This is a genomic window from Streptomyces sp. NPDC029296 (assembly GCF_055569255.1).
The window spans coordinates 280,763-294,672 of sequence record NZ_JBVHXT010000001.1; the positions used below are offsets into that span (position 1 = coordinate 280,763).

The 13,910-nt window shown below is 73.2% G+C and carries 15 protein-coding genes and 1 pseudogene; 7 read left to right on the forward strand and 9 right to left on the reverse strand.

All coding sequences use genetic code 11. The annotated features are described in order from the left end of the window. Positions 1-3 precede the first annotated feature (3 nt). The 8 genes from ACZ4W9_RS01120 to ACZ4W9_RS01155 are packed head-to-tail and all read right to left on the reverse strand — an operon-like array spanning position 4 to position 6,970. Positions 4-675 (reverse strand): CIS tube protein, encoded by a 672-nt coding sequence (locus ACZ4W9_RS01120; RefSeq protein ID WP_467932323.1) that lies wholly within the window; start codon positions 673-675, stop codon positions 4-6. Then, the gene (locus ACZ4W9_RS01125) at positions 672-866 is read right to left on the reverse strand and encodes a putative phage tail protein (protein ID WP_467932324.1); all 195 of its coding nucleotides are present in this window, start codon (positions 864-866) and stop codon (positions 672-674) included. The genes ACZ4W9_RS01120 and ACZ4W9_RS01125 overlap by 4 nt, the downstream gene beginning before the upstream one ends. After that, positions 863-1,381 carry a phage tail protein gene (locus ACZ4W9_RS01130; RefSeq protein WP_467932325.1) on the reverse strand — a complete coding sequence of 173 codons (519 nt, stop codon included), beginning with the start codon at positions 1,379-1,381 and terminating at the stop codon, positions 863-865. The genes ACZ4W9_RS01125 and ACZ4W9_RS01130 overlap by 4 nt, the downstream gene beginning before the upstream one ends. Next, entirely contained in the window at positions 1,378-2,901 is a 1,524-nt protein-coding gene (locus tag ACZ4W9_RS01135; RefSeq protein ID WP_467932326.1) for a phage tail sheath family protein, read from the reverse strand. The genes ACZ4W9_RS01130 and ACZ4W9_RS01135 overlap by 4 nt, the downstream gene beginning before the upstream one ends. Before the next feature lies 1 nt (position 2,902). Beyond that, entirely contained in the window at positions 2,903-3,358 is a 456-nt protein-coding gene (locus ACZ4W9_RS01140; RefSeq protein ID WP_318200135.1) for a phage tail protein, read from the reverse strand. A 31-nt stretch (positions 3,359-3,389) separates the two neighbouring features. Continuing rightward, positions 3,390-5,654: a phage tail sheath C-terminal domain-containing protein gene (locus ACZ4W9_RS01145; RefSeq protein WP_467932328.1), complete on the reverse strand. Its 2,265-nt coding sequence runs from the start codon at positions 5,652-5,654 to the stop codon at positions 3,390-3,392. Positions 5,655-5,666: 12 nt separating this feature from the next. After that, positions 5,667-6,395, reverse strand: a complete 729-nt coding sequence (locus ACZ4W9_RS01150; protein ID WP_467932329.1) for a carboxypeptidase regulatory-like domain-containing protein — start codon at positions 6,393-6,395, stop codon at positions 5,667-5,669. Continuing rightward, positions 6,392-6,970: a Pvc16 family protein gene (locus ACZ4W9_RS01155; RefSeq protein ID WP_467932330.1), complete on the reverse strand. Its 579-nt coding sequence runs from the start codon at positions 6,968-6,970 to the stop codon at positions 6,392-6,394. Before ACZ4W9_RS01155 ends, ACZ4W9_RS01150 begins: the two co-directional genes overlap by 4 nt. 185 nt (positions 6,971-7,155) lie before the next feature. Between ACZ4W9_RS01155 and ACZ4W9_RS01160 the strand changes: the two genes are divergently transcribed. From ACZ4W9_RS01160 to ACZ4W9_RS01170, 3 genes are all read left to right on the forward strand, one after another. After that, complete coding sequence (locus ACZ4W9_RS01160; RefSeq protein WP_467932331.1) at positions 7,156-7,353, forward strand: hypothetical protein; 198 nt, start codon at positions 7,156-7,158, stop codon at positions 7,351-7,353. A gap of 106 nt (positions 7,354-7,459) precedes the next feature. Beyond that, on the forward strand, positions 7,460-8,248 hold the full coding sequence (locus ACZ4W9_RS01165) for an AfsR/SARP family transcriptional regulator (protein WP_467932333.1): 789 nt from the start codon (positions 7,460-7,462) through the stop codon (positions 8,246-8,248). Between the two features lie 203 nt (positions 8,249-8,451). After that, complete coding sequence (locus tag ACZ4W9_RS01170; RefSeq protein ID WP_467932334.1) at positions 8,452-9,654, forward strand: peptidoglycan-binding domain-containing protein; 1,203 nt, start codon at positions 8,452-8,454, stop codon at positions 9,652-9,654. 70 nt (positions 9,655-9,724) lie between these two features. Here ACZ4W9_RS01170 and ACZ4W9_RS01175 read toward each other — a convergent pair whose 3' ends face one another. Then, positions 9,725-10,180, reverse strand: coding sequence for a hypothetical protein (locus tag ACZ4W9_RS01175; protein ID WP_467932335.1), 456 nt, complete (start codon positions 10,178-10,180; stop codon positions 9,725-9,727). A gap of 123 nt (positions 10,181-10,303) precedes the next feature. On the opposite strand from ACZ4W9_RS01175, the gene ACZ4W9_RS01180 reads away from it, so the two are divergent. The 4 genes and pseudogenes from ACZ4W9_RS01180 to ACZ4W9_RS01195 all read left to right on the forward strand — a co-directional run. After that, complete coding sequence (locus tag ACZ4W9_RS01180; protein WP_467932337.1) at positions 10,304-10,729, forward strand: cold-shock protein; 426 nt, start codon at positions 10,304-10,306, stop codon at positions 10,727-10,729. A gap of 409 nt (positions 10,730-11,138) precedes the next feature. Then, positions 11,139-11,771, forward strand: coding sequence for a TetR/AcrR family transcriptional regulator (locus tag ACZ4W9_RS01185; RefSeq protein ID WP_467932338.1), 633 nt, complete (start codon positions 11,139-11,141; stop codon positions 11,769-11,771). A gap of 294 nt (positions 11,772-12,065) precedes the next feature. Next, positions 12,066-13,112 (forward strand): amidohydrolase family protein, encoded by a 1,047-nt coding sequence (locus ACZ4W9_RS01190; protein WP_467932339.1) that lies wholly within the window; start codon positions 12,066-12,068, stop codon positions 13,110-13,112. A gap of 82 nt (positions 13,113-13,194) precedes the next feature. Next, positions 13,195-13,725, forward strand: a pseudogene (locus ACZ4W9_RS01195) (cytochrome P450); the annotation flags it as partial. Positions 13,726-13,910 lie beyond the last annotated feature (185 nt).

The window sequence follows — 13,910 nt, forward strand, 5'->3', positions numbered from 1 at the left end:
TCCTCACGGCAGCCGGGGCACGGTCAGCACCCGGCCCGGTCGCAGGTCCCGTGGATCGGTGATGCCGTTGGCACGCGCCAGCTCCCGCCAGGCGTCGGGCCGCCGGTACAGCGCGCCGGCGATGGAGCTGAGCGTGTCGCCGCGGCGCACCACATAGCTCTTCTCCACCGTGGGCGAGGAGCGCGGGGTGGCGGCGGTCTGCACCGCGGCGGTGCGGAACTCCTTGAGCGAGAGGTCCAGCATGGCCCGCAGCGGCACGCCGTCCGGGCGGAACAGCTGGTAGTTGACGTCCAGCTTCTCCACGACGCCGGTGAAGACCTCCTCGTCCCACACGAACCGCACGACGGGCGGCGCGTGTTCGCGGCTGTCCGGCCGCAGCAGGTCGCGCAGCGCGTCGACGTAGAGCTTGCGTACGTTCTCCAGGGTGTCGGAGGTGTCGACGAGCGCCTGGACGGTGAGGGTCTCGGTGCCGCCGCGCACGTACTGCAGCGGCGGGGTCTCCAGGCCCGGGATGGTGATCTCGGCGAAGGTGTTGCTCTTGCTCAGCTTGTAGTCGGTGGGGTTGAACCGCAGCGGGATCCGCCGCCGCCGCTCGTCGGCGATCACCGGCCGGACGATCTCCAGCCGGGCCTGGGCCGCGCCCTGGCGGGCGAAGGACACGGGCGTCACGCTCATGCCGGGCCCTCCCCGTCGCCGAAGCGGCGTTCGGCCCGGGTGTGCGCGGCGCGGGCGCAGGCGTCCTCGTACAGCTTCGACCACGCCTGGATGTGCTGGTTGAACAGGCGGGTGAACACGGCACCGTCGTCACCGTCCACCTGGAACCGCACTTCGAGCTGGTGAATGGTCACCTTCGGCACGACGGTCACCTCCCTCGGTTCGGCCGCGGCAAGCCACTCGCCGCGGCGTCCTGCATGACCTTGTCCAGCCCCTCGTGGGCGATCTCCAGCGACTCGACGGCGATCGCGTTCTGCTCCGCGTGCAGATCCGGGCCCGTCCACTTGGCGGCGAGACCGCCGTGGAACGCCCAGGCCGCGCCGGGCACCCCGTCCGGGCCGAGGACGATCACCGCGCCGTCCCGGCGGGCGCCCAGCGAGTCGGCGAGCCCGGCCTGGTACCAGGCCCACAGGCCCGGATCGCGCACCACACCCCGCTTGAGGGTGATCCGGTTCCACGAGTGGCGCAGCGGCAGCTGGTGCACCGAGTCGTTGCGGCCGCCCTCCGGATAGCTCGTCACCTCCAGCTGCGCGCCGAGGCCGGTGACCTCCTGGAAGGCACCGGACGCGACCAGCGGCAGCAACAGCGCCTGCGCGGGGGGCAGATACGCGTCGCCGGGGTCGAGGGTGACCAGGAACCGGTACTTCGGCAGCGGGTCCTCGTTCATGCCTCGATCACCTCCAGACCTCGGTCCTGGCCGAGCACCAGGCGCAGCCGGATGAACTCCATGGGGGCGGCCGGGGCGACCTCGATCTCGCAGACGATGTCCCCGGGGTCCTGCTCGGGCGGGTTGTCGGTGTCGTCGCACACCACCCGGAACGCCTGCTCGGGCCGGGCCCCGGCGAGCGCCCCGGCCCGGAAGGCGGACAGCAGCACCGAGGTGACGGCCCGCACCAGCGTCAGCCGCAGCTCGGGTGAGTTGACGTCGAACACCAGCGGGCTCGCCACCCTGCGGATGGCGCGCACCAGGAGGTGCACGAGGCGGCGGTGGGCGATGTGCCGGGTGCGGGGGTCGGCGGACAGGGTGCGCCCGCCCCACACCGTCAGACCCCGCCCGCGGGTGCACCGCACCAGGTCGACGCCCGCGTCGAACAGCCGCGCCTGCTGCGGCTCGGGAATCTCGTCCGCCAGGTCGACCGCCTCCAGGATGACGGCGTTGGCGGGCGTGTGGTGCGCCCCGCGTTCGCCGTCCAGGCGGGCGATGACACCGAGGACGTGCCCGGAGGCGGGGACGGTGCGCGGCCCGTGCCGGCCGGGGACGCGCAGCGCCGGGTGGTAGACGGCCGCGCAGTCGAGGAGCCCGTCGTCGCCCGTCGCCGTGAGCGACCCCACCCAGCCGACCACCTCGTCCACGGAGGCCAGCCGGGGCGGTACGTCCAGGACGGCCAGCCGGTCGTGCGCCGGGGCGACGCTGCGCAGCAGTCCGAGCACCACGTCGGTGTGCGCGCTCCCGGACAGGTCCGTGCCGAGGTCCGGCAGCGCCACCAGCGCCGGTTCGGGGAGGTCGGCCTGCGCGGCCACGGCGTCCTCGTAGGCGTCGCGGGCCGGCGCGGTTTCGGTGCCGCCGGCGAGTGTCAGGTCCCAGGACGTCGAGATCGGGCCGGGCCGTCCGGGCGGCGGCGGGGGCCCGTCCGGGAGCAGCCGGACGAAGCGGGATGCGGTCAGCCGGTCCGCCGCCTCGGCGAGCGGCAGGCCGGGGAACGCCTCGGGCGGCTCACCGGGCACGGTGACCCGTACGCCGACCGTCGCAGGACCGGCGACCGTGCTGGCCCGGTGGCGGATGGCGACCCGTACGCCGTTGGCCCAGGTGCCCGGGCTGGTGGCGACCACCCGGTAGCGCGTGGCGGGGAACCCGCTCAGCGGACCGACCGTCCACCGTGTCCACGCCGTGGTGGCCGGCCCGGACACGCGGATCACCCAGGCCGTGCGGCCGCCGTTCTCGAAGAAGCCGCGCAGCGCGTAGGGGGTGGCGAAGGCGCCGTCCGGCGGTTCCGCCCTGCCCCGCGGGCCCGCGGGGGGACCGAAGGCGCCCAGGACGTCGTTCCAGCTCTCCACCCGCACCGGAGCACCGACCGGTCCCCGGCGGAGCCGGCCGAGGAACGCCGCCACGTCGGTGCGCAGCGGCTCCACCCCGGCCCCGCGCGGCGCGAGCGTCAGGGACACGCCGGGAAGCGCTTCACTGGTCATGTCAGACGTCGATCTCCAGCTTCTCGACCGCGAGGACGAGCGTCTCCATGGCGATCTCGTTCTTGGTGGCGCTCAGGGTCGGGCCGGTGTACTTGGTCGGCCAGCCGCGGTCGAAGTTCCAGCGCATGGCCTCCTGGCGGTTCTCGTCGAGGAGCACGATCGAGCCGGAGGTGCGCCGGACCTTGCCGTTGAGCGCCTCGACCACCCAGTTCCAGAAGCCGGCATGGCCGGTGATGCCGCGCTTGAAGGTGAGGTTGGTGTACTTCTTGAGCCCCGGGATCTTGCGGACGGTGATGTCCTCGCTGCCGTTGCGGTACTCGATCGGCGGGATCTCCAGCTCCAGGCCGCTGGCCTCGGTGAAGGACCCGCTCACCGCGACGCCGTCGTCGCTGACGTTGGTCACGATGATCTGGAAGTTGTAGGACGCGTATGGATCGTCCCTGGTCACGGGCGGCATGGCGGCCCCTCCTCAGTCCTCGGTCGGATGCTCAGGCGAGCTGGGTCTCGCGGGTCTTCTGCTGGATCCGGAAGATCACGAACTCGGCGGGGAAGACCGGCGCGACGCCGACGACGCAGATGAGACGGCCGTTGGCGAGGTCGTCCTCGGTCATCGTGGTGCGGTCGCAGGCGACGAAGAACGCCTCGTCGGCGGTGGTCCCGGCGAGCGCGCCGCTGCGCCACACCGTGGTGAGGAAGTTGGTGATGGTCTGGCGGACCAGGGCCCACAGCGACTCGTCGTTGGGTTCGAAGACCACCCACTGGGTGCCCTCGTCGATCGACTCCTCCAGGTAGAGGAAGAGCCGCCGTACGTTGACGTACTTCCACGAGGTGTCCGAGGAGAGCGTGCGCGCGCCCCACACCCGGTGGCCGAGGCCCGGGAAGAACCGCAGCGCGTTGATCCCCCTGGGGTTCAGCAGGTCCTGGTGGCGCCGGGTGATGTCCTGGGCGAATCCGTCGGTCTGCCGGATGCCCCGGACGACCACGTTGGCGGGTGCCTTGTGCACGCCCCGCTCCACGTCCACCCGGGCGTAGACGCCGGCCATGTGGCCCGACGGCGGAACCGCCACGTCGCGGCCGCTGGACGGGTCGCGGGTGACCAGCCACGGGTAGTACAGCGCCGCGTACCTGGTGTCGAACGGCTCGCGGAACGCCTGGATCCCCTCCAGGTCCAGGCCGTCGCGCGGGTCGAGGATCGCGAACCGGTCCTTGAGCAGTTCGCAGTGGGTGACCAGGCTCGATTCGACCGTGCCGGACCACATGCCGGGCACCGCGCAGACCGCGACCTCGTCGATGTCCTCCAGCGCGACGATTCCGGTGCGCCGCCCGCTGCCGCCGTCGGTGCCGACGAAGTCGGCGACGCTCAGGGACGCGTACGCGTCGTCGCCGTCCGCCAGTGTCAGCCAGGAACCGATCGCGGGCACCGGGAACCTGGCGGGGTCGGTGGAGATGCCCGGCAGGGCGGTGGCGCGGACCAGTTGCGACCGGGCGGCCAGGGCGGTCACCAGGTTCGACGGGGTGTCGCCGGTGAGCCGCAGCCCCGGGAACGTCTCGGTGACGGTGGCGCCGCCCGGGTCGGTGAAGCGGGTGCTGACCTCCGCCTCGATCAGATGGACCCGGTCGGTCTCGAAGAAGGTCCCCGGTACGTCGCGGTCGAGGGTGACGGCGTCACCGGCGACCGTCTGCACGCTCACGGCGGTCAAGGCCGTGCCGTCGTCGAGCTGGACGACCGCTCCCTCGTACAGCCGGCTCGCGCCGCCGATCCTGAGGGTGCGCCCCGCCGCGAGGTTGCCCCGGCGCACCCGGCGCACGGTGAGCCCGGTGTCCCACGCCGGGTGGCCGGTGCCCGCCGGGAGGGTCAGGGTGACCTTGCCGTCCGCGGGCCGGCCCACCTCGGCCTTGTACCGGTCGGGGCCGATCTGGGCCCAGACGTCGGCGGGCAGGTCGTCCGGGTCGAGGCCGGGCGCAGCGGCCACCTCGACCGTCCCGCTGTCGGCGGCCGCGTCCGCGACGAGCCGGGTGACGAACAGCGGGCCTTCCTGCGGGTCGGACAGCACCGGCAGCGCGGCGCCGACCAGCGGCTGGACCCGCACCTGGACCCCCCGGCCCCAGGCACCGGGGCTGTTGGCCGACAGCCGCAGCGTCTGCTCGGTGCCGCGCTCCCCGACCTGGACGTAGTCGCCCCGGGCCGTCCTGACCTCGGCGGGCAGGGCGGCGCCCAGCGTGATGCGGCGCTTGGCCATGTCGTAGCCGGAGACGGTGGTGGTGTGGACGGCCTGCTGGTCGTCGCCGCGGAAGATCTGGATCTGCTGTCCGACGCCGGTGAAGCCGACCAGGTGGCCCAGGTGCAGGCTGGTCGCGCCGCGCGCGGCGTCGGTGGCGATCGGGCTCACCAGGCCCTGGCCGAGCACACCCGAGGCGGGCGTGGCCCGTTCGGCGGCGACCCGCTTGACGTACAGCCGCCGGCCGCCGTTGTCGAAGAAGCCCTTGACGGCCAGCGGGAACAGCCACCAGCGGCCGCCTTCGGAGGGGTTGTCCGCCCACGCGTCCCGCACGGCCGCCTCCGGCTCGGGCAGGAAGCCGCCGAAGGTGTTCTGGAACTCCAGGAAGTTCGTCACCAGTTTGGGCTTGCCGGTGTACGGTCCGCGGGCGGTGACGCCGACCATCCCGGCGGTGCTGGTGCTCACCCCCGCGATCGGCCGCGGCCCCGCGTCGATCTCCTCGATATAGACCCCGGGGCTCAGATACTCGGCCATGACATGGGCTCCTCACTGCTCACGGATCTCGATGACGTGCTGACGCCCCGCGTCCTGGGGCAGGTGCACCAAGAGCGCCCCGGTCCGGCCCGGCCGCTCGGTGGCCTTCAGGCGGAACGTCTCCTCGACCGCGTGCTCGGCGGCTCTCTCGCCCTCCCAGCGCAGGGCCAGCCGGAACGTCCCCCGGGCGTCGGTGAGCGTGCGTTCGTGCCACGGGGTCAGGTCCTGGCCGGTGCGCCCCTCGGCCTCGACGAGCGCGTTCGCGACCGGCGCCCGGCCTGCGGCGTCGCGCACGAGGCCGTGGACGGTGCGTGCGCCCGGCGGGTACGGGAAGGAGGCCGCCGGCAGCAGCCGGACCAGCCGCGGCGAGACCTCCGCGGCGGGCGGATGGGTGTCGTCGTACGGGTGGACAAGGAACTCGACGCCCAGGAGGTTCGCCGAGAACGGCCGGCCGTCGGCCGGGTACAGCGGCTGGTAGCCGGCGGCCGCGAAGCGGACCCGGTGGCGCTCCGGCCGGGCCGCCCACGGCTCGGCCCGCCTGCCGAGCCCCGGGAAGGCGAGGGATCCGCTGGGAGTGCGCACCGCCCTGTCGTCCAGCGGCAGCCAGCCGCCGGCCTCGTCGAACCGTTCGAGGCGGACGTCCACGCCCGCGGCGCGCACCCGCCGCGCGTAGTCGTCGTACGGCACCAGCCAGACAGGGCTGTAGAGCGTCGACCGGGCGAGGGGCAGGAAGGCGCTCATCGCGTCGCCGTCCCCTCGACGGTCCGGCTCCGCACCGGCCGCACCGCCGTCTCCACCGCGGAGTCCAGGTTGACGACGCGGACCTCGTAGTTCAGCGAGAGCCGGTACGGCTTCTGGATCGCGTACCAGACCCAGGACTTCTGGTCGAGGGTCAGCGGTGTCAGGGTGAGGTGCAGCGAGTCGACGCCGCCGGCCAGGCCGCCGGAGAGCTGCGCGCCGTCCAGGATCGCGTCGTCGTAGAAGGTCTGCAGGGCGCGTCCGAGCATCCGCTGCTGGGTCTCCTGGTCGCCGCCCCAGGGAGTGATCAGGTAGCGCAGCAGCAAGGCCATCGGCGGTTTGCGGACGGCCGGCGGTTCGGGCGGCCGGGAGCGCACCGGTGGCCGGTTGCGCGAGGTGGGATCCTCGGCGATCTCGTAGAGGAACACGGTGAGTTTCGGGGGCGGTGTCTGCACCGTCTCGGAGAGGTCGTTCAGTTCCGCGATCGGCGGCTCCACCTGGCTGAGCCCGCGCAGGGCCCTCGTCAGCGTGCTCACGACGACCGACGAGACATCGGCGATCACACCGAAGTCACCCATGCGGAACCCCCTTGGCCCGGCCCGTGCCGCCCCTGTGTGCCGCAACGATGCAGGCTGCCCTGTGATCCGTCCGCGATCCGCCCGTCGCGGCGGCGTCACCCCCGCGTCCTCGCCGCGTGCCGTGACGCCGCCGGACACGGAGCGACGACGCCGGGGTGACACCCGTGCGGAACACTCGGTCTCCCATGGAGACCCCTTCAAGGCGGTCCGGCGTCCTCATCCTCCGGGTGTGGGTGGAAGGCGACAGGCCGGACGGCTTCCGCGCGCGCATCATCCGGATCGTCGACGGAGAGCAGCAGCCTCCCGCGGCGGCGGACCAGACCGTCGACGTCTTCCTGGCGCTGCGGAACTGGCTCGATGAGCTGCTGGAACAGGAGCGGTGACGTTTTGGCGACGTTCCGTTGTTCCCTCGGAGACGCCGTCCTGATAATTCTCGACCCTGCGGTCATAACTTCCCCTTAACATAGCTTCGAGAAGCCGATGATCCGAATGAAGATCACCCGCATCGGTACGGGGGCGTCGATGAACGGACAATCACATCTCATTACGTTGAGGCTGCTCAAGGGCTTCACTCTCGCGGTTGACCATGCACGCATTCCGGTGTGCTCCGGCACCCAGCGCCTCGTCGCATTCCTGGCTTTACAGGGGATGCCGCGGTCCCGTGCCTATGTGGCCGGAATCCTCTGGCCGGACGTCACGGCGTCACGCGCCAACGCGAGCCTGCGATCGTCTCTGTGGCGAGCGGCACGCACGGGCCACCCCATCATCGACGCGACCGCGCGCGAGCTGGCCCTCTCCCAGCACATCGTCGTTGACCTGCACGAGGCGATGGCTCGCGCGCACCGGCTGCTCGACAGCTCACGCCCGTGCGACGACATCCTCACCATGCAGACGCTGGCGGACCTGTCGGTGGACCTCCTGCCGGAATGGCCGGAAAACGACTGGATGATGATCGAGCAGGAGCAATACCGTCAGCTGCGGCTTTACGCCTTGGAAGCGATGACCGAGCGGCTGACGTCGGCTCGGCGCCACGGCGAAGCCGTCGCCGCCGGACTCGCCGCCGTACGGAGCGAGCCCTTGCGGGAAAGCGCCCACCGCGCGCTCATCAAGGCGCATTTGGCTGCCGGTAATAGGGGCGCGGCACTGCGCCAATTCGAACAATGCCGCCGCGTCCTGCGGGAGGAATTGGGGCTGGAACCCTCCGCCTCACTGCGCGACCTCGTTCCCCTGCGCACCGGACACACCGAACAGTCGCGGCTTCAGCCCTTCCCCACCTAGTCCCCGCGGCTCTTCCCACACGCCTGAGGTGTGCGCCCGCGGCCTCAGGCGATCCTTCGGCACCACGAGGGCCACGCCGTTTTCGAACACCTCGTGCCGCGGCCGCGCATTCCCGGGGCCGGCTCTCTCCGGCGCCCGTCCCCGCGCCGTGCCGCGCGAGCGCCTCGACGCCATCCACGACTCCACGCCCCACGAGGAGCGCCATGACCGCCTTTCACGCTGCCGTCGTCCACCCCGGCGGATCCGTCACCTACTGCGGCGAGGTGAGCCGGGCCCACGTCGACGAGGCGCTCGCCACAGCCGCCCTCGGGACCACGCCGTGTGCCGCCGTCCGGCACCCGCGCCGCCCCGGGTCGGTCTTCGTGCTGCGCGAGGACGGCGACCTCGACTGGTACGAGCCGGTGGGCGCCGAGCCGTTCGTCATCCGCGACCCGGACCCGGAGCCCCGACCCGGCGACGGCCACCCCGCCACCGACGATGCGCCCCTCGCCGGCGAGCCGGTGCACGGCCTTGCCGGCACCAGGTGGATCCCCGGCGCGATCCGGCTCGGCGACGGCGTCATCGGCGGGGCGATGGACACCCCCGGCAATCCGCCCCGGGTCGTGCACCACACCACCGAGTCCCCGGCCGGGGGCAGGTACCTGGAGTCCGTCGGGTCGTACCTGATGCTCGTGGCCGCCGAGCCGCAACTGATCTACTGCCCGGTGACCGACCGGATCGGTCAGTTCGGACCGCTCCACCTGAGCGCCCGGGCCCTGCGCAACGACGGTGCCCGGCGGACCAACCGCGAGGGCAGGGTGTGCGTCCAGATCGAGGTCCTCGGCCGCGCCCGCAAGCCCTGGACCACCGGCTGGGATCCGGCGCAGAAGCCGGGCTGGCGGAAGATCCTGGCCGCGGTCCGCTCCTGGGGCGTGCCGGACGTGTTCCCGGCCGGACGGCCGGCGGCGTACCCGGGGCCGGGCAAGTCCCGGTCGCGGTCCGTGTGGCGGTCCGAGGGCGGCCACTTCGGGCACGTCGACGTCCCGGGCAACGACCACGGCGATCCGGGGGCGATCGACACCGCCAAGGTGCTGCACCGGTCCGGCCCCACGCCGCCGAGGCCGGGCAAGCCGAAGGTCAGCGTCGCCCACCTGGTCGCCGCCGCGCGGAAGGACGTGCCGGCCCCGGACGGACACACCACCCACCGGGCCGAGGTCCGCATCCTGGAGAACGCCCTCGTCGCCGAGGGCCTCCTCCAGCGCAAGTACGCCGACGGTTCCTTCGGCTCCAAGACGGTCTCGGCGTACGCGGCCTGGCAGCGCAGCAAGGCCGGCGGCTCCTACACCGGCACCGCCGCCGACGGCATACCCGGCATCGCCTCCCTCCGACGCCTGGCCGCCCGGCACGGCTTCACCGCGACGGCCTGAACGGGGACGACGGGGAGGGGACCGGCGCGGCCGGCTCCCGTCGACGCGCCACGCCCGGCCCGGTGGCGCGCTAGCGACGGGTGCGGGCCGACAGCCAGGGGGTCAGGGCGGGGCCCGGGACCGGTTCCCTGTACGTCTCGTCGCCGGGCAGCGGCACGACCAGCCAGTGGCCGGGGGGAAACAGCCGGCCCTTGGTGAAGGCCAGACCGCCGTAGACGGAGCGGAGGAACGGGGGGACCGCGTCGCGGGGGACGTCGTGGAACTCCACGCCCTCCACGGTGATCTTCGCGTCGTCCTCGGGGAAGAGCCGGACGCTCACCGACGGCGGTCCCGCGAGGTCGACGAACGCCTCGTGCGGGAGGGAGCCGTCGGGATCGAGCACCGCGAAGGGCGCGGCCGACGTGCGACGCGACGTCCGGTCCGCTCCGATGTCGTCGGTGACCGACATGGACAGGCCGCGTTCCTCCGCGATCTGGCGTATCGCGGTGACGGCGGCCTCGGTGGTCGGCAGGTGTGCGTGCGCCATGCCCCTGATCATGCCCGACGGAAAAAACCCACCGCGCGGCGGCCGGACACGGCTACCATCCGTACGGAGTTTCCGGGGACGGGTCCCGGGTGGTCTGTGGTGTCGAGGAGTTGGGGGGTCCGCATGGTCGCGGGTCGTGTCGTCCGGTTCGACAGTGCGCGTGGTTACGGGTTCGTCGCGCCGGAGGGCGGCGGAGAGGACGTCTTCCTGCACGTGAACGATTCGCTGATCCCCGAGGAGTACCTGCGTTCGGGGCTGGTCGTGGAGTTCGACGTGGAGAATGGCGAGCGGGGACCGAAGGCGTCGAACATCCGGCTCGCCGAGGGAGTCGACCCCGGCCCGCCCCGGCGGCCGGCCTCGGCACCGCGGTCGGTGGTGCTGGACGAGTCCGGCCATCCGATGTGCGACGTGCTCAGCGCCGCGGAGTACCGAAGCGAGGTGACGGAACTCCTGCTGGACGCCGACCCCTCGCTGACCGCCGCGCAGATCCTCGCGATCCGCGCCGCGCTGGTGAAGTCCGGCGAGAGCCACGGATGGGTCGAGGACTGACCGCTCCGGTCGAATCCCCCATAAATCAGTTCGGTTGAAGTTGCCGCGGGGGGGGGGGGGGGGGGGGGGGGGGGGGGGGGGGGGGGGGGGGGGGGGGGGGGGGGGGGAGGAGGGGGGGGGGGAGCTGGGCCAGGCGTTGAACACTACCACCACGTTGTCGGCGGGGAGGTTGTTGGGTGTGGGGACGGCTCTCCCGGTCCCCCCCCCCCCCGCGCGGTTGAACGCGGCGGCGAGGGCCGCGCCCGCGCGAACCCCCGAAGAACGCCGGCTCCTGTCGTCACCGTACGGAGCCGCATCCGCGCGCCCTCTTTCCGGCGGCTTGCTGTAATGGGTGCTCCAATTGGAGCAGGCGCTACGGTAAGCTCGCGCCCGACAGAGGCGAGAGCGGGTCGACGCAAGGGGCTTCCGCATGACCGGGCCGCGGACGGCGGGCAAGAAACGTGCCAACGGCGTGGAGTCGCGGCAGCGGATCCTCGACGCGGCGGTGGCCATCGCGGGCGAACGCGGCTACGAGGGCACGTCCATCGCCGCGGTCAGCTCCCGCTGCGGGCTCCCGGCCAGCTCCATCTACTGGCACTTCCGGGACAAGGACGACCTGATCACCGCGGTCATCGAGCGCAGCTTCGAGACCTGGCTCGCGGCCGTCGAGCTGCCGGGCGAGGAGGCCGGCACTCCCCTGGACCGAGTCGTGATCATGGCCGCGAACGTGGCCAGGTCCCTGGTGAACGAGCCGGACTTCCTGCGCCTCGGCCTCATGCTCGCCCTGGAGCGGCGGCCCGAGGAGCCGCGCAGCCGGGCGGTGTTCTTCCAGGTCCGCGACATCGCCCGGCAGCGGATCGAGCAAGTCGTCCGCTTCGTGCTGCCGCACCTGGACGACGACGCGGTGCGCCTCCTCACCACCTATGCCATCGCGGGCGCCGACGGACTGTTCGTCCAGCGGGAGTTCAACGGGGACAGCATCGACCTGGTCGCGCTGTTCCAGTTCCACGCCCGGCAGGTGTACGAGACGGGCATCCGCATGGCGGCGGGGTGCGTGCGATGACCCCGGCCGGCCGGCCACCCGCCGCGACCGCCCCGCGGCCCGGCCCTCCCCGGTGCGCGCATCCCGGACCCGCCTGCCCGCCCGGACGTCCCCACCGGTTACGGCACCTCCCCGGACCCCGGCCGACGGGCGCCGTCCGGCGCCCCGGCCACCGCGCCCGCCGCCGGCGCCGGTCGCACCGGCAGGAGCGCGCACCGGCCCGCGGGCCGGTGGCGGTGACGAACGGCTGACAACCGCCCGCCCGCCGGTGCCGTCCGGAAATCCATCCCCGAGAGAGAGTCAGCAGGTCACCGCATGCCCGCCGCACTTCGCCGGATCGACGTCCACCAGCACGTCACACCGCCCTTCTACGGCGCCCTGCTCGCCCAGGCGGGCATCGCCGAGGCGGGTGGCCGCGCCCTGCCCGACTGGAGTCCGCACGCGGCGCTGGAGTCCATGGACCAGCTGGGCACCGCCACGGCCGTGGTGTCCGTCTCCACGCCCGGCACCGGGTTCCTGAGCGACCCGGCCGAGGCCGCCGGCCTGGCCCGGCGGCTCAACGACTTCTCCGCCGCCCTGGCCGCCGACCACCCCGGCCGTTTCGGCTGGTTCGCCACCCTGCCCATGCCGGACGCCGACGCCGCCGTGAACGAGGCCCGCCGGGCCCTGCTGTCGCTGGGTGCCGACGGGGTCACCCTGCTCGCCAACACCCAGGGCGTCTACCTCGGCGCGCCCGGCCAGGACGCGCTGTGGCGGTGCCTGGACGAGCACGGTGCCGTGGTGTTCGTCCACCCGGCCGAGCTGCCGGCGCCCGCGATCAAGGACATCCCGCCGTTCGCCGCGGACTTCCTGCTCGACACCACCCGCGCCGCCTACCTCCTGGTGCGGGGCGGCATCGTGCGCGACTGCCCGAACATCCGGTTCGTGCTGAGCCACGGCGGCGGCTTCGTGCCGTACGCCTCCCACCGCATGGCGGTCACCATCGCGAACGAGACCGGGCGCTGCCCGCTGGACGTGCTGGAGGACTTCCGGTCCTTCTACTTCGACACCGCGCTGTCCTCCAGCCCGGCGGCCCTGCCCACCCTGCTGGGCTTCGCCCGCCCCGGGCACGTGCTGTTCGGCAGCGACTGGCCGTTCGCGCCCACCACCGCCGGGCAGTACTTCGCGGCCGGTCTGGACACCCACGTCGACCCGGGCACCCTGACCGCCGTCAACCGTACGAACGCCGAAGCGCTCTTCCCCCGCCTGGCCGGCCGGGCGCCCGCGGCCACGGCCCGCCCCCTCACCGCGCGGCTGCGGCACTCCGTGCACCGGGCCGGTGCCCGGCTCGCCTTCAAGCTGGTCCAGCCCGGCGCCGACTGAGAAGTCCCCGCGGCACCGTCCCGCCCGCGTGGCGGGCGGGCGCCGTGCCGCCCATGATGGGACGGTCAGCGGTCAGCCGCTGCGGCTCACGCCGCCCGAACTTGCGGTGACCGCCGCGCTGTTGCTCATCGCGGGGCACGAGACCACGGTCAACCTGATCACCAATGGCGTGCTGACCCTGCTGCGCGGGCGCGACCACCTCGAGCGGTTGCACCGGGAGCCCGGCCTGCTGCCGCTCGCGGTGGAGGAGTTGCTGCGCTACGAGCCCCCGGTGCACCTGCGGGAGCGGGTCCCTCTGGTGGACGTCGAGGTCGCCGGCACCACGATTCCCGCGGGCACCTCCGTGATGCTGGCGCTGGCCTCCGGCAACCGCGATCCCCGGCGCTTCCCCGAGCCGGACCGGTTCGTCCCCGACCGCCCGGACAACGAACACCTGGGCTTCGGCAGCGGCGTCCACCTGTGCTACGGCGCACCGCTCGCCCGTATCGAGGCCCTGACCGCGCTGGGCGCGCTGTTGCCCCGGCTGGGGACCGCCCATCTGGTCGAGGACCCGCCGCCGTACCGGCGGAACGCCATGCTGCGCGGCCCCCGCCATCTGCGCGTCCGGCTGTGAGCGGCGGTTACGGCACCGGGCGGCGCCCGAGGCCGAGGCGGCGGTCCGGCTCGGCGAAGCGGGAGCGGCAGGCGAGACGCTCCTCGGTGTCCCGGAGGGTTCGGCGAAACCGCGGAAGACCTCGGCGCGGGGCCCCGTGAAGTCCGTCCCGGCGGAGAACGAGCGGTGCCGTGCGGGGAGCACCG